The sequence below is a fragment of the Edaphobacter modestus genome (assembly GCF_004217555.1).
Taxonomy (GTDB): Bacteria; Acidobacteriota; Terriglobia; order Terriglobales; family Acidobacteriaceae; genus Edaphobacter; species Edaphobacter modestus.
In genome coordinates this window covers 1-21,335 of sequence record NZ_SHKW01000003.1, presented here as the reverse complement: position 1 = coordinate 21,335, position 21,335 = coordinate 1, and the positions used below count along the sequence as shown (strand labels likewise).

The 21,335-nt window shown below is 53.8% G+C and carries 16 protein-coding genes and 2 pseudogenes; 8 read left to right on the top strand and 10 right to left on the bottom strand.

The features are described 5' to 3' along the window. Nucleotides 1-121 precede the first annotated feature (121 nt). From BDD14_RS28015 to BDD14_RS28005, 3 genes are all read right to left on the bottom strand, one after another. Entirely contained in the window at nucleotides 122-514 is a 393-nt protein-coding gene (locus tag BDD14_RS28015; protein ID WP_130424371.1) for a hypothetical protein, read from the bottom strand. Between the two features lie 74 nt (nucleotides 515-588). Beyond that, nucleotides 589-1,119 carry a PRTRC system protein E gene (locus BDD14_RS28010; protein WP_130424369.1) on the bottom strand — a complete coding sequence of 177 codons (531 nt, stop codon included), beginning with the start codon at nucleotides 1,117-1,119 and terminating at the stop codon, nucleotides 589-591. 21 nt (nucleotides 1,120-1,140) lie between these two features. Next, nucleotides 1,141-1,461, bottom strand: coding sequence for a hypothetical protein (locus tag BDD14_RS28005; RefSeq protein ID WP_130424367.1), 321 nt, complete (start codon nucleotides 1,459-1,461; stop codon nucleotides 1,141-1,143). 472 nt (nucleotides 1,462-1,933) lie between these two features. On the opposite strand from BDD14_RS28005, the gene BDD14_RS28000 reads away from it, so the two are divergent. From BDD14_RS28000 to BDD14_RS27985, 4 genes are all read left to right on the top strand, one after another. Next, nucleotides 1,934-3,022, top strand: a complete 1,089-nt coding sequence (locus BDD14_RS28000) for a tyrosine-type recombinase/integrase (RefSeq protein WP_130417036.1) — start codon at nucleotides 1,934-1,936, stop codon at nucleotides 3,020-3,022. A gap of 3 nt (nucleotides 3,023-3,025) precedes the next feature. Beyond that, nucleotides 3,026-4,669 carry a hypothetical protein gene (locus tag BDD14_RS27995; RefSeq protein WP_130417035.1) on the top strand — a complete coding sequence of 548 codons (1,644 nt, stop codon included), beginning with the start codon at nucleotides 3,026-3,028 and terminating at the stop codon, nucleotides 4,667-4,669. Nucleotides 4,670-5,139: 470 nt separating this feature from the next. Beyond that, nucleotides 5,140-6,531, top strand: a complete 1,392-nt coding sequence (locus BDD14_RS27990; RefSeq protein WP_165420360.1) for a tyrosine-type recombinase/integrase — start codon at nucleotides 5,140-5,142, stop codon at nucleotides 6,529-6,531. Next, complete coding sequence (locus BDD14_RS27985) at nucleotides 6,528-7,037, top strand: hypothetical protein (RefSeq protein ID WP_130424363.1); 510 nt, start codon at nucleotides 6,528-6,530, stop codon at nucleotides 7,035-7,037. The genes BDD14_RS27990 and BDD14_RS27985 overlap by 4 nt, the downstream gene beginning before the upstream one ends. Before the next feature lie 48 nt (nucleotides 7,038-7,085). Here the strand turns inward: BDD14_RS27985 and BDD14_RS27980 are convergent, their stop codons facing one another. From BDD14_RS27980 to BDD14_RS27970, 3 genes are all read right to left on the bottom strand, one after another. Next, complete coding sequence (locus BDD14_RS27980) at nucleotides 7,086-7,874, bottom strand: PRTRC system ThiF family protein (protein WP_130424361.1); 789 nt, start codon at nucleotides 7,872-7,874, stop codon at nucleotides 7,086-7,088. A 423-nt stretch (nucleotides 7,875-8,297) separates the two neighbouring features. Next, a complete protein-coding gene (locus BDD14_RS27975; RefSeq protein ID WP_165420359.1) occupies nucleotides 8,298-9,437 on the bottom strand; it encodes a carboxypeptidase-like regulatory domain-containing protein in 1,140 nt (379 codons plus the stop codon). A 273-nt stretch (nucleotides 9,438-9,710) separates the two neighbouring features. After that, nucleotides 9,711-10,580, bottom strand: a complete 870-nt coding sequence (locus BDD14_RS27970) for a 3-keto-disaccharide hydrolase (RefSeq protein ID WP_130424357.1) — start codon at nucleotides 10,578-10,580, stop codon at nucleotides 9,711-9,713. 216 nt (nucleotides 10,581-10,796) lie between these two features. Here BDD14_RS27970 and BDD14_RS27965 point away from each other — a divergent pair. Beyond that, a pseudogene (locus tag BDD14_RS27965) lies at nucleotides 10,797-11,126 on the top strand (helix-turn-helix domain-containing protein); the annotation flags it as partial. Nucleotides 11,127-11,462: 336 nt separating this feature from the next. On the opposite strand, the gene BDD14_RS27960 reads toward BDD14_RS27965, so the two are convergent. From BDD14_RS27960 to BDD14_RS34835, 4 genes and pseudogenes are all read right to left on the bottom strand, one after another. Next, nucleotides 11,463-11,972 carry a response regulator gene (locus tag BDD14_RS27960; protein WP_130424353.1) on the bottom strand — a complete coding sequence of 170 codons (510 nt, stop codon included), beginning with the start codon at nucleotides 11,970-11,972 and terminating at the stop codon, nucleotides 11,463-11,465. An 881-nt stretch (nucleotides 11,973-12,853) separates the two neighbouring features. Continuing rightward, entirely contained in the window at nucleotides 12,854-13,477 is a 624-nt protein-coding gene (locus BDD14_RS27955; protein ID WP_130424352.1) for a response regulator, read from the bottom strand. Continuing rightward, entirely contained in the window at nucleotides 13,474-15,837 is a 2,364-nt protein-coding gene (locus BDD14_RS27950) for a sensor histidine kinase (RefSeq protein ID WP_242618349.1), read from the bottom strand. Before BDD14_RS27950 ends, BDD14_RS27955 begins: the two co-directional genes overlap by 4 nt. Before the next feature lie 372 nt (nucleotides 15,838-16,209). Beyond that, nucleotides 16,210-16,554 (bottom strand): annotated as a pseudogene (locus tag BDD14_RS34835) (two-component regulator propeller domain-containing protein); the annotation flags it as partial. Between the two features lie 614 nt (nucleotides 16,555-17,168). On the opposite strand from BDD14_RS34835, the gene BDD14_RS27945 reads away from it, so the two are divergent. The 3 genes from BDD14_RS27945 to BDD14_RS27935 form a co-directional block, all read left to right on the top strand. Beyond that, on the top strand, nucleotides 17,169-18,083 hold the full coding sequence (locus BDD14_RS27945) for a sigma-70 family RNA polymerase sigma factor (RefSeq protein ID WP_130424350.1): 915 nt from the start codon (nucleotides 17,169-17,171) through the stop codon (nucleotides 18,081-18,083). Between the two features lie 186 nt (nucleotides 18,084-18,269). Continuing rightward, nucleotides 18,270-18,917, top strand: a complete 648-nt coding sequence (locus BDD14_RS27940) for an MFS transporter (RefSeq protein WP_130424349.1) — start codon at nucleotides 18,270-18,272, stop codon at nucleotides 18,915-18,917. Nucleotides 18,918-18,965: 48 nt separating this feature from the next. After that, on the top strand, nucleotides 18,966-21,335 hold a 2,370-nt coding region (locus BDD14_RS27935), incomplete at its 3' end, for a glycogen/starch/alpha-glucan phosphorylase (RefSeq protein ID WP_130424666.1).

The following is a 21,335-nucleotide window of genomic DNA, read 5'->3' as shown; positions in this document are numbered from 1 at the left end:
GTTCTTCCAATTTCGATTCATTCGTCACTCCGTCTGTGATCTCTGAACTCGTATCGCCCGCACCCCACGAGACCCATCTGGCGTCGAGCGATTCAGCGGGTGCGCCGTACCCGGCAACCCTTTAGCCATGCTGCACTCCGGCCATCTCGTCCTTAGCCGCTACGATCACCCGATCCGGGTCGACCGCCAACACGTCCTGTGGGCGGCGCTCATCATCGAGGAAGCTGTTTCGAGCCGCAAACCAGAAGGCCAGTCCCCAGCCGTCCTTGGCGTCGCCGAAGATGCGAAGGATCTCCGCCATCTGCTTACGGGGCCGGTGGTCGTCTGGATTCAGCGCATACAGCGGGAAGTAGTCTTCTCTCCCCTGCCGGATCGCAAAGATATCCTGATCGCGCTTCCACTTGTTCGGCTGCAGGGTAGGGTTGACGGCGCTGACTCCTGGGAGCTTCGCGACCTCGTTCGCAGGGAGAAAATCTCCGCTATTGAGGATCGCCTTCTTGGTCTCAAGGATCATAAGATCTCCTTTCTGTTACCTCTTTCTACCCCAGGCTGATGTCGTTTGCTCATTCGAAGAGAAACAAGGCCGCTTCACGCGGCCTCGTCCAATTCCTCATCGTCCTCTTCGATCGGCTGATCTTCTGCGGCCTCGGCGAGAATCTCTTCTTCCTCATCCACCTCTTCTGCAACCGAGGTTTCAGCGGCGGGAGTATCGAAGAGGCTGAAGGTCTTCGGCGGTTCCGGCTTGGCAACTTCGACCGGCCTCACGGCCGCAACGGATTTCGAAGGCTCTGCATTCGGCTGCTCCTTTTTCGCCGGCAGCTTCTTCGCACGCGCTTCGGCCTGGGCGGCTTTTCCGGCAGCATCCATCTCGGCCTTCGCTCTTTCAAGCGTGCTCTTGAGTTGAAGATGAGCGGCGACGAAGTCAACGATGGAAGATGGCAGGTCCCGGTCAAGCTCTTCGGCGGTGCCGGTGAGTTTGAACGGTGTGGTCAGCGCGGTGTTCTCACTATCCTGCAGCTTCTTCGGGATGATGTTGACACTGATCTGATCGTCTTCGAGGCGGGTTACGGTCAGCAGGACTGCGCGCTGCCGCAGGTAGGGGGCAAGCTCCTTGAACATGAGTCTCTCCGGGTGAGTAGGTCACTTCGGGCGTGACCCTCTCCTCGGCTTCTTGAGTTCAGGATCATCCCAGTGAATGGTGTTGCGGCGTCCGAACGCCAGCGCTTCGTTGTAGGCGACAGGATCGTAGTCTCGCTGCCATAGGAGGCGGTACAGTGCATCGACCGCCGACTTCATCACAACCTTCATCTCGTCGTCGGAGAGATGGGAGACCTCCGGCTTGCCCCTGCAAACCGCGCAGGGTTTCCCGGCGTGCAGGTCTTCGATAGGGCCATTGCGAAAGGCCAGCGCAACAAGGGCTTTGGCTTCCATCGCCAGGTCGGGATCGAGCTTCATCTTCATGGGCAGTCTCCGGTACGTCTCCACCATACCGCCGCAGCCGCCGTGAAGTCTTACATAGTCTCGAAACTACGCAGCGATCTTCCGCGCGCGCCTTCTGGTCCTCGACCACAATGTAGGATCGACCGGCAGCGCGCTCGTCTGGCCGGTCCTCGCATTGAAGAATGCTCCGTGATAACTGAGCTTGCCGTAACGAAAGAGCTGTCCCAGCATCGCAAGCGCATTCAATGCCAGCGTCTGATTGATGAACGGCTCCTGACGTTATCTAAGCTATTCCCGTCGTATGCATGACTCCATTCTGCCCTAGTAGTTTCGGGGGATGGGGTGCAGGGGAAGGGGGGCTGTTTCCCCCTTCCCCTGCCCAGCAATGTATTAGACTTTGCTTTTTTCTCTGCAATTTCTTATTCAAAGGCGGGATCTTCTCACACTCTAGTGAGTGTCATGCAAAATCAGATCAACTTCGTCTGAGGTTCATATGCATCTATTCTTTGATGAAGATGGGCGGCCTTTTCTGCTCGATTCAGAGATGCGATGGGAATTGGAGCCGAATGCCTTTCTGACAAGGATGAGCATCGTCAGTGGCACGACCAGATCCCCGAAAACATGGCGGAGCTACGCATATCAGTTGGCCGATTGGTTGAGCTTCTGTCAGAACGTCGGTCTTGGATGGCGCAATGTCACTGAACTGAACATCGCAACCTATCGAAATATTCTCGCCTCGGAGGCAAGTTTTCAAACAGGTCGTCCGCTCAAACGCAGCACAATCAATCACAAACTGTCAGTAATCTGTCAGTTCTACCAGTTCGCCCAGAAGCAAGGTTGGATCAACGCACTTCCATTTGAATTGGGAACCGGTCGAATTCCTTACCGGAACTTCAGCGAGTTTAAGCCACGCGCCAAGCCGAATGCCGGTCAGATTGCGGGAGGTGACTTGAGGTTGAGAGAACGGATGGCGGAGCCACAGATCCCACCGCGCCGAGAGGTGCGGCAGTTCATAAAGAGCTTTCGTATCTGGCGAGACCGACTAATCGCAGAGGTGCTTTGGCTTACCGGTATGCGTTCCGCGGAAGTGTGCGCACTGCCTTTAAAAGCACTCCCTAAGGATCCTGCCTCGATAGACAGAGGCACTGTCGCTGTCAAGATCCTCGGCAAAGGACAGAAGTGGAGACTGGTCTTGTTCCCCGTGCGTCTGCTGCGGTCTATTGCCAGATACATCCATATGGAACGTCGGCAGTGCGCACGCGGCGTTAAGCATTCCGGCACTGTCTTTCTCGGACGAAAAGGGAAACCGCTTCAAACGCCAGCAATCAATCGCGTGTTCTCGACCAACTGCAAACGAACCGGTATGCATATCTGGCCACACCTACTTCGCCATGCCTACGCAGTCGAGCGACTCGCATACCTTCAGGACATCGGCGCGCCGAATCCTTTGAAGACGCTTCAGATGGAACTGGGGCACGCAAGCATGGCAACTACTGAGCGGTACCTCCACGTGACCGAGCGTATGAGGAGCGATTTGGTCACTGAACACAACAGCTTCGTTGAGCGGTTATTGGAAGACTGATCTATGCGAAAGAGCGGGGCAGGTCGACGCTGGGAACTCATCGATGAAGAGCAGATTCAGAAGCATGACCTTGCCCAGATCCGAACCGGTAACGTACCTCTTGAGCAGACCTTCCAGAGGTCGGGAGAAAAACCTTTCACCATAAGGCTCACGTTCTTGTCGTCACGCCCTCGGCTAGCGCGTGTGCTGGCGAATGCCTTCTGGATTGTGCATCAAGAGGGCCAACCGAAAGCCACGCTGACCGCTCACGCGCACCACCTCCGGCTCTTCAGTCGCTTCCTGGACTATCGCAAGAAGACTCAAGCCGACGTGCGATCCGCTCGGCAGTTACATCAGGATGTTCTAAAGGAGATGGCGATCTGGCTTCTGGTCAAACGCCGGCTTAAAAGGAAATCAGCCGCACAATCTCTCTCGATGTGCTGTTGGTTACTGCGTCAGGCTAAGCGGCTTTACCCAACGGAGTTTGATCCGGGCTTTTCCACCCCGAGCAATGTATTTCCCGGCGTAGGAAACGAACGGCCAACTTCCAAGGCGCTGTCACCGGCCACATTTAAGAAGATACTGGCCGCGGCTACAAAGCAGATTATTGCCATCCGACAAGGCTACGAGCCCGGTGACGTGCCCACGAGTGCCCAGCAGCTCATACCGTTCATGATCCTCATTGCCGCCCGTTCAGGCATTAACTCCGACGCACTGTACAGGCTGGAGCGAGATTGCATTGTGCCGCATGAGATTGATGAAGAATATTTCTATTGCGTGTGGGACAAACCACGGGCTGGGAGACAGCAGAAGCAGCTTCATCGTGTCGATCGACGCAAACAGATGGGGGTTGTGGAACTGATCCAGTTTGTGCGCCAATATACGGAGCCGCTTGCACTGAAAACAGATACTCCTGCAAACAAAAAGCTCTTTCTCTATTTCAGTGAGAATACGCTGCTCAAACACCGGCTCATTTCGTCCTATACAGCGCCACGGCTGTCTTCTCGGCGAGTGAAGGAGTTCCGTGATCGACACCAGTTGCCACATTTCAACTTGTCCAACATTCGTCCCTCCGCAGCCACGCTGCTCTATCTCCAAACGGGTGGCAATTTGGGAAAGGTCCGCCAGTTTCTTCAGCACGCGCACTTCTCCACGACCATAAGGTACGTGCTCAATCAGATCAGCGAACAATTCAATGCCCGTGTGATTCAGAAGGCGCAGGAGCGCATGGTTGAACGCGTCACCGTTATCCCGGAGACACGAAAGGTTGGCATCAAGCGGTTGAATTTACCTAAGCCACAGGCTGCACAAATTGTCGAAGGTCGCTTTGACACTGGTTGCGGGACGTGCCGCAACCCATACGATTCGCCACAGATCGGCGAGCGGAAAGGGCAATTATGTACATCGTTTCATGCATGCTTCAGCTGCCCGAATGGTCTATGGTTTCTCGAGGACCTACCCTGGGTCATTGCGACTCGCAATCGATTCCTGCATTTGCGATCAGAAATGAAGCCGGAAGACTGGGATGAAGTTTACGGAGATAGCGTGCGAATCCTCAACGACAACATCATCTCAGCGTTTCGCCCGGAGCAGGTAGAAGCGGCTATGCGACAGGCGAAAGAACTCGAAGACGGCGCGCTTGTCATAGCAAAGGGAGTGCTGCGGTGAGCCGTAGCTCCAACCGGCTGCCGGCCACGGCGGCATGGATGGCGCGACCACGCGGCCTGCGGGTTGACAACCGCCAAGTGTCCTTGAACTCACGGTTCTCCGATCACATATGGGATTTTTCGAATGAGAACCGAAATCCTGCTGCTGGTGGCCACGATAAACGGATATTTTGGTCTTTCAAAATGCCGGGCGGAGGCCTATTCACGGATGCGCAATTCCGATCTCTTCTGATGGCATCGAAGCAATTCATCTACGCCGTGCGCTGGCATCCGGTCGACGGGCCAGCTCTTGCACCTGCAACTCTACGGAACTTGTTTAAGCCCTTGAAGCGGTTCATCGTTTATCTGACGAGTTATTCCAATCCGATCCTTCGGTTCAAGGACGTATTGCCCCACCATTGTGAGGACTACATTCAAAACCTTATGTCTTCCGATACCAGCAGAGCGGGAAGATACAGAAGTATTCAGCTGATGCAGAAACTCCATCAATACAGGGGCGTAATGACGGATGGGTTGACGATTGACCCGTTACTGGGCGAGGCCGCCGCTAAGGTCGCTGGAAAAGATCCCCGTTCGTTTGGAAGCAAGACTGAGATCATTCCCGAGGAGATCCTCGGACCATTGGTGCGTGCATCGCTTCAGTACGTTGAGCAATACGCCCCCTACCTGCTGGAGATGTCGGAACGAGTTGAAGCTTTCGGGATACACCGCGGTTCCGCTCAGGTTCAACATCTTGGTACGCGCTGCTTACGTCAGCAGACACTGGAAACATATCAACTTGCTGGCACCCGACTCGAAAAGGGTGTGCGTTCCCTACGGCAGTTGAGTACGGAGCTGTCTTATCTCCAGACTGCATGCTTTGTGTTGATCGCGTTCGCCACCGGCATGCGCCTCAGTGAGTTGCTCTCCATGCGAGAGGGCTGCTGTCAAACAGAAACCCACCCGGAGCAGCCGTCCTTGGTGTGGCTGCACAGTCGCGTTTTCAAAATGCAAGGCGTCCCCGACGGCCGTGAGGCCAAGTGGCTGGGAGGACCCGTTTGCGCCAAGGCGGTCCAAGTGTTGGAGCGGTTGGGAAGCAACGTGCGCCGGCACGCGAGGACCCCATATTTATGGCTGCCGATACCATCGACCTATGGGCGGTATCGAACCTCCGCTCCATTGTTACAGCCCACGATCCTCCGGAGATTGAGACTCTATGTAACGATGCTCGGTCTGAAGAACTCACGCGGGCAGACTTATCACATCCATCCGCACATGTTTCGACGCACGTTTGCAAGATACGTCGTCAGATACGATACAACGAATTTGCTCGCTCTAAAGGAACACTTTAAGCACATCTCCCTCTCGATGACCGACTATTACGTTGGGAATGATCTGGAACTGTGGATGCTCATGGAGGAGGAAACTGATAGGGTCTCCATCGAGAGCTTTGACAAAGCATTGCGGGCAGATCAACTGGCGGGTCCCGGCGGCGTTCGCCTGAGAAAGAAAGTGGACCTGGCGATTGCTGAAGGCCGCTTAGAGAAGGACTTTCGTGGAGAAGCTGGCGGCCATCTTCGAAAGAAAATGATAAAAGACCTGGTAGAAGCAGGACAACGTATCTATCCCTGCGCTTCGTCCAACTACTGTTGGTTCCACGTTGAATCTGCGCTTTGTACCGATGGAGACCGGCCGGTGCTCAAGCACTGCAATCCAGGAGCATGTTCCAACTCGATTATCACGCTCGAGCACAAGCCCTACTGGACAAAGGTGAGAAATGACTGTGAGGTTCTCATGGAAGACAGGCCGCAGGGCATGCCTTATCAGAAGGCTATACGGGATATCCATGCAGTGAGTGGCGCGATTCTGCGGAGTTTGAGATGAAGACTTCGGGTAAGAAACTTGCGGGTCTACGCCGGCATCATGCAAACCGCATCATCAAGACTAGATCCCAACTGCTCGAGGCGCTTGACCGGATGGAGAGTAGCAACACGGTCGTAGTACCTTCCGGATTCGACTGGAGCAAGATGACGCTGGCTCGGGAAGCGGGCGTCAACATCAATACAGTTGTCCGAAAAATGCGCACCGGTGAGTGGTCGTTTCCCGAAGTCAACGATCGTTTTGAAATGCTTAAGGAAAAACGTGGTCGCGTGATGATTGCGCCCGACGCGAAAGAGCAGAGAATCATTGAGCTACGTCGTGAGGTGGAAAAGCTTAGGAAGGAAAACCGGCAGCTTGCCCTCGAAGTTAGCCGTATAGGCCGGCAGGTCTTAGAAGAGCGGAACAGAGCGAATCGAATGGCGGATTACGAGCGACAAAACATTTCGCTGCGCGAGGAGATCAACCGTATTCAACAGGCACGTTCCGCTCGAGGTGGCGGCAGGGTGTAATGAGATTGGATCAGCCGAACAACGCGGACTCTACTACTTTGCGATTGATCAAGATCTTTTCTTCCCGGCATATTTGATAGGTATAGGGACCATCCTTCCCTGAGAGAGATTCAAGAAGCATCCATGATGCGAGAGGCGGCCCTCCCGAAACAATTTCGCCAACATAGCGAGAGCCTGAAATGCCAGTGTTTGGTTGATGAAGGCTGCCTGTTTCGTCAATGCTTGAATGTCGCTGCATGACGGCAGATCATCTTTCTCGTCCAGCGTTGGATCGATGATTTCCGGAAATAGCTCTGCAACGGTTGGCAAACGCAAGCGGCATTTGTTATTTCGTGAGTTCTTCGGCTGTCCCAAGATGAACTGGCCGCTGTCATAGTTATTCCCGATGTCAAGCGCATAGGAGCAGTGCCCGTAGGCCAGGGACCGAGTCATCTTATTGCGGGCTGCGCGAGTATCCACACAACCAATTAGGATGTCGGTCTCCTCCCGCCATGTCTCGTCCAGAAAATGGGGAACCGCCTTCCAGTTAAACCCCCAAAACAGATTGATGCGATTGGTCAGGACGATGACTTTATGGAGACCAATATCGCTTACACTGAACGGTTGGCGCACGCAATTGGTATGCGAAACTACGTCGCCGTCGACGAGAGTGACATCGAGACCATAGGGATGACCCAGAGCCATCATGGACTGATGGAGATAAGGCAACCCGCACGCGATGGCGCTGCCGGTACCGCCGCACCCAACAATGGTGACGCGAACTTTTCGCGTCAGTAGCGAACTGGGAATATGATGCTCAATCGTCTCGGTTGTCTTTGATGTTGTTTGTGTTGTCATAGCTCAGAATTGCCTCTGTAATTGAAACGCGACATCAACCCAACCACGGAGGGTCTTTTGTTTGTCAGCCCAATTTGCGGTGAAGTCGACGAGTAAGGGCCTGGGTCACGGACCGCGACGAAGGCGGGCGGTTTTTGCTCACCGCCTGCTTTTATGGCCTGACTCAAAACAATTGCCGGTTATCTTCCTGATGGAGCCAATTGCGAACGGCAGGCACTTGTCCGAAATGCGGACTTATCGCTCATGTGAATCGCCCCAGATGACGAACCGATTCCACCGCACTCGTGGAGTTTAGAAAACGCCGACCGCAGACTGACGAGATTGTCTCGTACATGCCGAAACCCTTTTTTCGGGAACCAGTCATTGGCACTCATCACTAATACACCTACGGCGGCGGAGAGTAAATTCGGACCTCAGTTTGTCTTACTTATCTTTATCGGTAACCTGGATCACTGCATCGGCCACGTCGCGGTCGTTGATGAGTATGGTAGTCCTTCCCACACCGGTCCAATCGCCGCTATCCGAAATGCGCGAAGGAGTGGCCACCAAAATATAGGAGCCTCCAGGTAACAGATCAAAGCGGAAGCTCCCGTTTTCGTCAGATAAAGCCCCTGAAGGCTGCACCTCGTTTCCCTCGCGTTGGATACTCACTTCTGCTCCGGGAACTGCTCTGCCGCTACTTACAACAGTCCCAGTGATTGAATGCAGACGGCCCATCGGAATGCTGATATTTGAATCGGAGACCTCATCTCCATCTCTCACCTCCACGAGTTTGGCGTCTGAAATCTCGGTAGCAGAGGGCGCATACACAGTAAGTTCTGCGGTGCCGACTCGTTGCGGTCGAAGTTTTACCTCAATTCCGTTCGGTCCAGCAGATGGAAGGGCATCAAAGTATGCTTCTGCGAGTCTGACACTCAGGCGATAGCTCCCAGCAGGCAGGCCTGCGATACGGAACTCACCGCGGTCGCCAATAGGGCTCCGTCGAGAGAAGGGCGGAATATTCGGCTTCTCGTGAGCGTCTACATCCCCAAGTATTGGGCTCGAGACTAATGTAGCCTCCACGTTCAATTGAGCTACTGTGCCACCTGTATCCACGCTCACTTTGCCCGTTATCGCTCCTGCACGATGAATAGTCACATCTTTGCGTGCGGTCACGAAGCTCTTGACGGTTATCTTCGGAAATCCAGACAACAGTTTGCTCTTCTGCTCATCAGTAAACCGGTCAAACACAACTCGAATCAGGTCGAGATCGTTGGCATACCCGGGACTTCGCGCGTCAACTATGTAGTCTCCGGGAGGAACTGCCGGGAAGGCGTAGTAACCATCAAAGTCTGTAATGGCTTCGAGAGGCTTCAGCGCCCGGTATTGTGGGCTCTGGGATCTGGGGACGAACACAGACAGGGGAATGAGGCTCACAGTTGCTTTGCGAGCCGGAACATTGCCATCACTACAAGTCAGATGTCCCTCTACAGAACCGACTTCTTTGGTCGCGTTCGGGATCTGAGCCGTCATGACCGTGGTGCCTAACCAGAACGCCGCGAAGCTGCAAAAGAGTCTGCTCATGACTTCATATCCCCGACCGAGATTGTACCCAACACGTTCGGCGTTCGCGCCACTCATTGACATCTGGCCGACTACCGACAAGATGAGGTGGTTCTCGCAAAGTCTAGTCTGGTCCGGCAAGTTCAAGGGCGGTGCGGCCCCAGAATGCGAAGTTGCCGATAACCCGTTTTCCGGGAACAACTGATTCAAGCGGCAAGGGTCACTGCCGAGAAACCGACCTCACCGTACTTAGCCTTCCTCATCACGGATCTGCGTTGTGTGGGGGTGGTGCGATCAGCCGATGGCCTTGACCTCGAGTCTGCGGAACCAGATCTCGGCGTATTCAATCTCGAGGGCGATCTTGCCACGCGTTAGCGGGATGAAGCTGCCGGGATTCGCTGGGTCCGGTTGCTGCAGCCGTGTAATGGTGTTGACAGCGCGGCCGTTGATGATATGCGCGGCGCGGTCGCCCTGCCAGAGCACCTCGACCGTATTCCAATCGTCCAGCTTCTCGAAGTTTCCGTCCTTGATCTTGCGGCCCGTGCTCGGCTCTTCCGTGCTGTATTTGCCGGCGGCCTTGGCGGCATCGCTATCGGGCGCAGGCCAGCCATGGGCCGGACTTAAGCCCTGGCCGAAGAGCCCAGCGCCATGCGGAGACTGCACGCCACGAACACCGTCGACCAGGAAGAAGTCGCCCACATCGCCTTCTTCAATCTGGCACTCCACGCAGCGCGGCCATACCTTGTCTTCACCTACCAACCCGTACAGCAGCCCGTTGTCGCGCTTGCTGATCGTGCGCGGCGCAAACTGTTTGACGCCCCACTTGTACTCCAGGCGGATGCGCACGTTTTCAAATTCCTGGTGCGTCGCCAGGTAGCCCGCCTCGTACTGGGTGTCGTCCACGTCAGCGCCCATGATGTGGAGCATCTCGTTCTCGACAGTGACAATGCGCTTCTTCTCCGCCACGCCCTTGCCGCTCTTCTGAAGCATGGAATACCAGCCAGTCAGGTCGCGATCATTGATTAGCGAGATCCATCCGTCGGCACCTGGCGGAGGCAGCGTCAGCTTGGGCGGTGCAGCCTGCGCAAGAGTTGCAAGAGGCAGGAGCGTGGGACCCAGTGCAAGCGTACCCATCCCCTTCAATACGTGTCGGCGGTTGATCATGCAGTTTCCTCAATCCAAAGGTAGATACAGCCGTTAGGTTCGTCAGAGGGCATCGAGCCTCTCGCGAGAGCGATCCATTCCATACTAAGGTGCGTTGGCGACTTGTGGGTGGTCTTGCATTGACTCGCCACGATTGAAGTTGCCGAAATCCCCGGCGGGCTCAACCGGTCGATGCAACACCATCTGATATGAATTCATTTTCTAAAGGTGGTGTTTATGGCACCAGGAAAACGGGACAGGCTTTCCACCGAGCAGCGGATCGACATGCGGCGCCGTTGGAAGGCGGGAGAGTCGTTGCATGAGATTGGCCGCGACTTTGGTAAGGGCCATGGTTCCATCCGGTTCTTGTTGACGCAGCGCGGCGGGATGGTTCCTGCTGCTCGTCGGCGTTCGCCGCGAACGCTGACGCTGGCCGAGCGGGAAGACATCTCACGAGGAATTGCTTCCGGTTCGTCGATTCGTGAGATCGCTAAAGGGTTGCAGCGGCCTGTGTCGACGGTGAGCCGGGAGGTGTCGCGTCACGGCAGTGTACGGAGCCACTTTCGATGAAAGTGGAGATCGATAAAATGAAAGTGACTCTTTCCCCGTGTAAATAACTAATACTCAGATTTTTACTGAGTATGTCCCAGAGTGAAATGAGTCTGTTCTGGGGTTCGCATGCCATCAAAAATGTCCCATTCGAAGGGTTCGAATGGGACATTTTGTTTCCAAATGCCTATGTGGTCTCCGATGAGACCGACCCTGAAACCTAGCTAACAGCGTAACCGCAGGGCGAGTGTGCCATCTCGCCTACGGCGGCGGCGGCCGGCCTGGGTCGAAGTTGCTCAAATGTATGGTCCGCCGTCTGACTGCAAGCCATAATGCAGATATCGGATAATGCAGTCAGGCGCCAAAGTCGGGAATCTCATTTGAGTTCAGAAACTCCACGAGCGTATCTAACAATCGTTGTACAGGACTTCCCTTGCTGATACAGCGAGAGAAAAGAATACGGTCGTCATCGGACAGATCATCTACAGATCCGCTGAGCAGGACGACTGGGAATCGAGCGCCCAGGGCCCTTAGACGTAACAACAAATCGCGACCATTAATCACAGGCATCTCGAAATCAACAATCGCAAGGCTAAATGCGGACAAGTCGCAGCGGAGGGCTTCAAGGGGATGATTGCATAGAACAACCGAGTAGCCCTCCTGTTCAAGAAGGTCACAACGCATTCTCGTTCCGGCAACCTCGTCGTCGACGCACAGGATGCAATGCCGCGTAGTTGGAGAACGTTGAATCTCTACGTCAAATCTCTTGTGACCGATCCGTTGAGAACAGATCGGGTGTCGAGGCTCTAAGGCACTGTCAATCACTTCGTTTTTCATGTTGTTTTCACCATTGTTTGTATCCAATCTCCTTCTCTGTACCTACAAAGACGCCTCTGTTGTTCGCATTCACTGCTGCATGAGAATTCTTTGCCAGTCGTTATAAGCCGGTTATCCCACCTGGAGGAGAATTGAGAAAAGATTGAGCATGAGCGCGCTCACCTCGCCGCGGCGATGACGTTGAGAGCAAATTGTTTGACTGTGCTGGCAGCTCTTGTGAAGCATCGCACTCATATACATTCGCTACAGATAACTGCATACGTAACTGTTGATTCGTTAGCAGCAGATGACAAATGAGCTCTTGCATGCACCTAAATCGAGCCTGCACTTCATTCGGCCACTCCACAGACAAACACGACGATAACAGTTCATCAGAGCCCGCTGACTCTGCAGGGGCAGCGGCGGGTCCCTGCTCCCTGTACTCTAGCGAATCCATATGATGCTCCCAATGAAGTCAACGTGCCTAGCGGCCGCAACTACGACCATTTGCCCTGAAGTGTCGGGCGGATCGCTTCGCTTCTTTCAATCCCATTTGCCAATAGTGGGCAGCAATTCAGCAACCGACTTTAACTTCCACTCGACTGCTCTGAAGAAATGATGTCGCCTTCGTACGACTATGACAGAACATGCCAGCAGTTTGTGACGCCATAATGTTCTTGTATCTGACACGAGTCGTAAATCACAACGTGGCAATCAGGGTGAGTCGTTCGTTGCAGCCTCAGGATCTCCGCGCGCCTACGGCCGCTGCTTGTCGACGGTTCAGCCTATCTGGAGATCGAGAACAAGACCGCTGAGGCCAGGATCTGTCAGGCCAGGGATACCTGAGGACCCCGATTCTCACGACCGACCAATACCTGCCCTTCTTCTTCTACCTCTCTTGCACCATCGAGATGCCACGGAAATCACCGCTAGCCATCTATAAAGCCACGCTTGACGGCGATGGTTACCGCGTGAGTGCGGTCATTTGCCCCAAGTTTAGCGAGAATACTTTTCATGTGTCCCTTGATGGTGGCCTCGGAAACAGACAGCTGCGCGCCAATAATCTTGTTGGAGTTTCCGGTTGCGACTCGCCGCAACACTTCGACCTCCCGATCACTGAGAGCATCTTCCGTTACGTGGTCTGCGAGCTCCGCCGCTATCTCAGGTGGTATCCTGCGCCTCCCGGCATCCACCGCGCGAATCGTATCCAACAGTTCTTTTCGTAGCATATTCTTGAGAAGGTATCCTGACGCCCCAGCCTTCAAGGCGCGAAGAGCCTGCACATCTCCCTGATAGGTTGTAAGGACGACGAAGCGAGCGTTTGGGAATTCGGCTCGTATTGCGACGATAGCATCGATACCGCTCATACCTGGCATTTGTAAGTCCATCAGCGTCACATCAGGACGATGATCGCGAAAGAGTTTGATAGCTTCGTGCCCATTCGTCGCTTCGGCGACAAGTTCCATGTCTTCTTCGCCTTCGATCACGGCGGCTATTCCTTCGCGTAGCAGAGGATGATCGTCCACCGCGAGAATCTTGATTGTTTTTGTCATAGGTTTATACCTCGTAATTTTCTGCTTATCTCTTTTACACGAATCCAAAAAGTCTTTTTGCGGTAGTCCCGATAGGCAATCTGGCTTGGAATCGTCACTTCGATTTCAGTGCCCACATCCGCGTTGCTCCAAAGCTTTATCTGTCCGCCGATCTTTTGCGTCCGCTCCCGCATTCCCAGAAGTCCCCAGTGTCCCGTCTTTCCTTCGGTCAAAATCTGCTGACTCATTCCTATTCCATCATCACGAATCCTTAAGGAGAGTCGGGCCGAGTCGTAGATCACTTCAACTTCAATCTTTGTGGCTCGCGAATGTTTGAAAGCATTGAACAGAGCTTCGCGTGCGATCAGATACAGCTCATTGAAAAAGACGGGATCGAGTACTTTGGGTGTTCCAGATACTGAAAGGTTGAAGGCGGCATGATGATCCTGGGCCAGTTCTTCACCGCAACCCGCTAGAGCTTCAGACAGTTGGCCATCCGGTATCCCGTCTTCGCGAAGATTTCGCACGCTTTCGCGCCCCTCAAGCAGCACTTCATCAGCCCTCTCCATCACGTTCTCGAACATTTTGCGGCTCGTACCATCCGCGGGTAAAGTTTTCATGACAGCTTGAAAGCGCAACATCAGACCCTGGAATCCCTGTAAGAGCGTGTCATGCAGGTCGCGTGCGATTCTCTCCCTTTCCTCCAGTCGCGCATCGAGTCGTTCTTGAATCTGTGCAGTCGCCTGCTTCAATCGAATGAGATAGAAGAGCCATAAGGCCACAACCGCAGCCAGGATGCAGAGTATCCTGAACCACATCGTCTGGTAGAGAGTCGGCGCGATGGAAAAATCGATAGTGTCGCCTACCTCGTTCCATAGGCCGACGCCGTTGCTCGCAGCGACATGGAACCTGTAGTTGCCAGGAGGTAGATCAGTGTAGAACGCCTGGCGTCTCGCTCCAATCTCCTGCCAATCGGTATCATGGCCCTCGAGCTTGTAACGAAAGGCCACTTTCTTGGGCGTCACAAAACTGAGCCCTGTGTAGTCGATCTCAAGGTCACGAGTGAGTGCCGGCAGACGCAAGCCTTTCACAGGTAGATATCGCTTGCGGTCAGCGATGATCTCTTCAATATGAACGGGAGGTGGTATGGAATTCACGTTCAAATGAGCGGGGTCGATCATCTGTAGCGATGTCTGGTTCGCAAACCAAAGCTGCCCGTCTGGAGACCGAGTGACACCGGGTCCAAACAGCGCCTGACCCGTTTCAGCTCCGTCTAGTGCATCGAAAGTTCGGAACTTAATTTTTGTTTCTGGATCAACCCACCATCTCTCTATTTCTTCTTTAGAAATTTGGATAAGGCCGCACATTGTGCTCAACCAAAGCGCTCCATTGAGATCTCTGCTCAGGTTATACATACCTTCGCAGGGAAGACCATTCTTTTCGGTCAGAGCCTGCACCACTCCATTTCGTCGGCCAATGATGCCAACGTCATACACCGCCGCCAGCAACCAACCTCGAGAATCGATCGAAAGGTCCGTGGTGGCACCTTTAGCCGTAGCGCTGAGCTGCACGATATCTAGATGCTCCTTCTGATACAGGGCTACTTTAGCTCGTCCTTGCCCGATCCAAACTCCGCCGTGAGGGTCGGCCGCAATTGAGAAACCCCCTGTGGAAACAGAGATCTCCTCCGTGATCGCCCGTCCTTGAATATGCAGTATATTTTTAGGAGATCCAAGTGCCTCCGTCCAGAGGCTGCCATCCACGTCCTGAACCATTGCAACGATTACGCCAGTGGGCGTTCCGTCGGGCCGCCGCACCGCGCGAAATTTACCGCCCTCGTAGATCCACAGCCCGTTATCTACTCCAACCCACAGCAAGCCCGGACGCTGTTCTAAAAGTGATGTGACCCGTGTTCCCGGCAGACCGTCCTTTGCCCGGATTGAGCTGACTTTGCCACCTCGAATAAAGTCCAATCCGTACCGGTTTCCAATCCAGATGGTTCCGTCGGATGACGCGAAGACCGAATTCACTCGATCTGCACTCAAACCCTCCTGGGAAGAAAAGCTGAGTACCGTTCGATTGCTGAAGCAATCAAGTCCTTTGCCCGTAGCTACCCAAAGATCGCCCTCGCGATCTTCGAAAATACTATTGATCGTGTCGCTGGAAAGCCCCTGCGCCACGCTGAAATGGTCAACTTTGCCACCTTGGATGCGATAAATACCTTGCCCCTGGGTTCCTACTATCAAGCCGTCGCCGCGAGTTGGGGTCAAAACATTGACATTCAGTGTGCTGCCGTCAAGCTCTCGAGTGACAAATGGCTTTATTACTCCGTTGGATAGTTGTTGCAGACCCAAGCCTGGACCATTTACAACCATCCCCATCCACAAATCTCCGTTGGCATTCTTAGCGATCGCTTGCACGCCGGCCAATCCCTTCGCCGCGGAGAGTCCAGGCTGAATGTACGATTCGGAGTGTCCCGCTCGCCAGTGTAGAAGTGTCGTATCGCTTCCCAGCCAGAACCCACCCTGATCATCTTGGATTAGCGCTCCGGCATGGGGCATCGGAATCCCATCTGCCGTTCCATAACATCGCACGATATTCTCCGTGACTCGGCAGAGGGGACCCACATTGCGGATTCGAGTGCGGACCGTCCAGATAACACCCTTGTGATCTTCAAGAATGGCATCGATGAATCCCCTAACTTTGGGGTATCTCAGATTGCCGTTCTGCCAATGCGCAAGGCCCTCGCTTGTTCCGATCCATAAGCTTCCGTTGGATGCGCCGAAAAGGGCGGTGATTTCCGGAGACGGCAAGTCCTTTCCATTCGGCGGAACCCACCGTACAAAGCGGACACCATCGAAGCGAAACAATCCTGATTGAGTGCCAAGCCAGATATATCCGTCCGTAGTCTGGGTGATGGCAGTGGGGGTTCCCTCGAACAAGCCATCCTGCGTGCGCCAAACGGAATGCGCATATTGAGAGAGTCGCCAATCAGGATTGAGTCCGAAGATCGGTTGGCAAAAGCTCAAACTCAGAAAGACACATAGAAGCAGACGGTAAACCAATGGCGAAATTATTTCATGACCTCCAGAACTCATCGACTCAGCCTTAAAAAGAAATCCGGAAATTCAACAATATGCTGGGAGCGTCGCTAATTCAGGCTCCTAATGGATAGTTAGCGAACCCTACTTTCGAGATTGCTCAGCCGACTTGACATCGTTAGCCTTCTCGTGTGCAGAGACTATTCTCTATGTTTCCTCCGGGGATGGTGGGGGTTGCGCTCCTAGTGTTGCGGGTTTCCGTAGCTATAACGATAGTCATCAACGCGGCCGATCGCTGGGCGTTAGGGACTTCATCTTTGATGATAGTCGGGTCTGTTTTGACTGCGTTGTCCATGTGTCTTGGCCTATTGACTCCGTACTTTTCGATTCTTTCGGCACTTCTCCACATAGGCGTCCTTGTGTCCGCGGGTGGCAATCGCTTTCAGCTGGTCACGTCTTTAGTCGGTAGCGGAATAATCTCCGTGCTAGGACCTGGAGCATATTCCATTGACTCCCGAATCTTCGGGAGAAGACTTTTAGAGTTGCCTCCAAAGAGGTAGTTCAGAGGATGCAGTGGCATTCCACCACATTACGCGAGGAATGTGTCAGATTCCTTAACAAGTGTAGAGGTATCCCTTCACTATCCTAAAGAGGCTAATCCGCTAAGCCGAATGGGGATTACGATTGGCTCGAACAAACCAGATACTCCTCTCAATGCCAGTCGTGGAGAGGAGTATCTGGTGACTCAGCTTGAGAGAATACGGAACGCAACATCGGACGATTTTCTATTTCCAGCCGATTTGCATACTCGACCTAATTCAACGACCAGTGAAGTTGATGATGGGGTTTCGGCGTTTCTCGAAGTGCGACGCAATCTATTCGGGATCGCCTACCGTATGCTCAAAAGCGCAGCTGAAGCGGAAGATATCGTCCAGGACGCCTGGTTGCGGTGGCAGAGTACAGATCGCAGCCTGGTCCTCAATCCTCCTGCGTTCCTAATGACAATAACAACGCGAATGTGTATTAACGTATGTCGGTCAGCCCGATCACGCCGTGAAATCTCTGTCGGATCGTGGCTTTCAGAGCCGGTTGCTACCGACGCTGCCCCAGGCCGGGGCGTGGAGCGTAAGGAGGCGTTGAAGGTCGCAGTCGTGATTCTTCTCGAGAAACTCCGCCCGGCAGAACGAGCAGCATATATTCTTCGAGAGGCCTTCGATTATTCATCGCGTCAGATAGCCGACATCCTCCAACTGAATGAAACAAATGTTCGACAGCTGCTCACTCGTGCTCGCAGACATATTGCTGAGGAACGTCGAGCTCGCGCAAGCTCGACAGATCAGCGGCGACTTCTGGCTACCCTTATTGATGCCGCCGAGAATGGAAATTTGGCTGGACTGGAAGTCTTTTTTGCGTCCGACGTCGATATCCATTCAGACGAGGCTAGAGATGGCGCCATGAATCATGGTTGCCCGAATCCGTCTCGAGCGCCTTCATCCAAAGAAAACCTTGACATGGTGTCACAAGACGATAGGATGTTCGGTCTTAACGACTACGACAGGCAGTTGCGACGTAAGCACCTCACTTGAAACGCCATCCAGACGCTGATGAATTGAGTGAGAACGAAGGGACAACAGGCTTGATGCGGATCACAGGTCATAGGTCGCCCCGCATCAGGGTGAGGATTGACATGAAGAGAATTGTTATTGTAGGCGGTGGATATGCTGGGTTTTATTCGGCCTTGGGACCTCGTTGTCATCCCTCTGGTACCGAAGTTGATGCAACTTGTCGATACGCGAATCATTATCGGAATCGGGATTCTTTTCTTTGGCGGTAGCTCATTCCTTACTGCTCATCTCGACTCCAATTTTGCAGGACTGCAGTTCTACATTCCGCTTATCATCCGCGCGCTGGGCCAGCTTCTCATCATGGTTCCTCTTTCCGCTGTCACCACAGCCGGCATGGCCAAAGGACGTGAAAGCGGCTCGGCATCGGTGCTCTTCAACATGATGCGCAATATCGGCGGATCGATCGGGATCGCCGGACTGTCCACACTGCTTTCTGTAAGAGAGCGGTTCCATTCCGAGCGAATCGGAGAATCGGAGACCGTCTATTCAGCTGCCGTGCAGGGGCGGATGCAACAGTCAGCAGCTTACTTCCTCTCTCAGGGCGGGGATTCGTATTCAGCCAATCTGCGCGCAATCGGCGCCATCGGCGCTGCGGTCCGCCGCCAGGCATTTCTGCTCGCCTATAGCGATTGCTTCCTGATCCTGGGCTGGTCGTTGCTCGCAAGTGCAACGGCTTTGTTTTTTATGAAAAAGACGAAAATTTCGGGTCCAGTAGGGGGCATTGATGTAGACAACGTGTTCTTTTGCAAGCTTTGCGGAACGAGCCATCCGAAGCGGTTTGGTTGCATCCCATAATGTAGATGTAGACAGTGTTAGCGCTCTGTGGAGAACAAATTGAAACGCATGCGAGAACAAGAGCAGGGGATTCCGTTGACCCAGGGCCTCAAGCAGCAACAGACAGACACACTAGCCGGCGAAAACCGTGCCGGTACAACGGCCGAAGAGATTGCCGTTTCGTTCCGCAATCACATGACGCATAGCGTGGGCAGACCGTTGGAGTCGTCCAGCCTGATAGATAAATATCATGCGCTTTCGGTTGCCGTTCGCGATCGTTTGATGGATCAATGGTTGGAGACGGTTGAAACCTACAGACAGGAAGATGTTCGGGTTCTTGCGTACCTGAGCGCCGAGTACCTGCTGGGGCCTCATCTACAGAACGATCTGTTGAATCTGGATTTGACGACGCAAATCGAGCAGGCGCTCAACAGTCTGGGTCTCGACCTGAAGACCATAGCCGCCGAGGAGCCTGAGCCTGGTCTGGGTAACGGTGGATTGGGTCGATTGGCTGCGTGTTTTCTTGATTCGCTCTCCACGCTGGAGATACCGGTGATCGGCTATGGCCTGCGTTATGAGTTTGGTATCTTCCGCCAAGACATCGTGGATGGCTGGCAGGTAGAGAAGTCGGATAAATGGCTGCAGTTCGGCAATCCATGGGAGATCTGCGCCTCCACTTCGGTGGAAGTAGGGCTCTTTGGGCATACCGAAACGTACAGGGATGACAAGGCTGCAATGCGCCATAGATGGGTACCTGGCTATAAGATCAAGGGCATTCCATTCGATACGCCGATTCCGGGCTACAAGACACGCACGGTCAACCGCTTGAGACTGTGGAAGTCTGAAGCAGTCGATTCGTTCGATTTAGGCGTGTTCAATAGCGGCGACTATACGGGCGCGGTGCGCGCCAAGATGGAATCCGAGACCATCAGCAAAGTGCTCTATCCGCCGGACGAGAAGGTCGAAGGCAAGCGTCTGAGGTTGACACAACAATTTTTCTTTACGTCGTGCTCTTTGCAAGATATGGTACGGCTGCACCTGGGGCTCGGAAAACCGCTCATAGAATTCGACAAAAAATGGACTGTGCAGTTGAACGATACGCATCCTTCGATTGGCATTGCGGAGCTGATGCGTCTGCTGATGGACGAGCATGCGATGGGATGGGAGGATGCGTGGCGCGTGACGCAATCCACTTTTGGCTACACCAACCACACGCTTTTGCCCGAGGCGCTGGAGCGTTGGCCATTGGACCTGTTCGCGAATCTGCTGCCGCGACATCTTGAGATCATCTTTGAGATCAATCGTCGGTTTCTGGATGAGATGCGTTGCCACTATCCCAACGACGACGCGCGGATGCGGCGTATGAGCATCATCGGAGAGGACGGTGAACGCAGCGTACAGATGGCGCATCTTGCCGTTGTTGGCAGCAAGGCGATCAATGGCGTTGCGGAATTGCATACGGAGCTGCTGAAGAAAACTACTCTGCATGACTACTACGAGGCTTTTCCAGAACGGTTCAGCAACAAGACCAATGGTGTTACACCGCGCCGCTGGTTGATGCTCTCCAATCCAGAACTTACCGGATTGATTGACGAGACCATCGGAACAGGCTGGCACAAGGACCTGTACGGCTTGAAGCTGCTTGAACCGTTTGCCAAGGACAGGGGCTTCCTCGATCGCTGGCGGAAGACGCAGGAAGCTTCGAAGAGCCGGCTTGCCGTCCACATTAAGGAGACGATGTCCATCGATGTGGATCCGATGTCGATGTTTGATGTGCAAGTAAAGCGGCTACATGAGTACAAGCGCCAACACTTGAATGCACTGCATATTCTTTCGCTGTACTGCCAGATAAAGGGCGGTACGATGAAAGACCTCGAGCCCCGTACGTTTCTCTTCGGAGGAAAAGCTGCGCCCAGTTATACGATGGCGAAGCTCATCATCAAACTAATATGTCAGGTGGGTGAATTGGTCAACAATGATCCCCAGGTAAAAGATCTTTTAAAGGTCATCTTCCTTCCGAACTACTCGGTTTCGCTCGGGCAGCGCATCTATCCTGCTGCCGATCTCTCCGAGCAAATCTCCACTGCCGGCTTCGAAGCAAGTGGCACCGGATGTATGAAGTTCATGATGAATGGGGCCGTCACCATTGGCACACTGGACGGTGCGAACATTGAAATCCGCAAAGAGGCGGGTGAACAGAACTTCTTCCTTTTCGGCCTGACAGCGCCGGAAATCAGTGATCTACAACAGGCCGGCTACAACCCACGCCGCTACTACGATAAGAGTCCGCTGCTGCGTGAGGTGTTGGACGGCTTGCGGGACGGGAGGTTCTCAAACGGCGATTGCCATTTGTTTGCGCCGCTGGTAAATGACTTAATGAATTCCGACCGCTATTTCGTGCTCGCTGACTTCGATGCCTACGCCGCAGCGCAGAAGGAA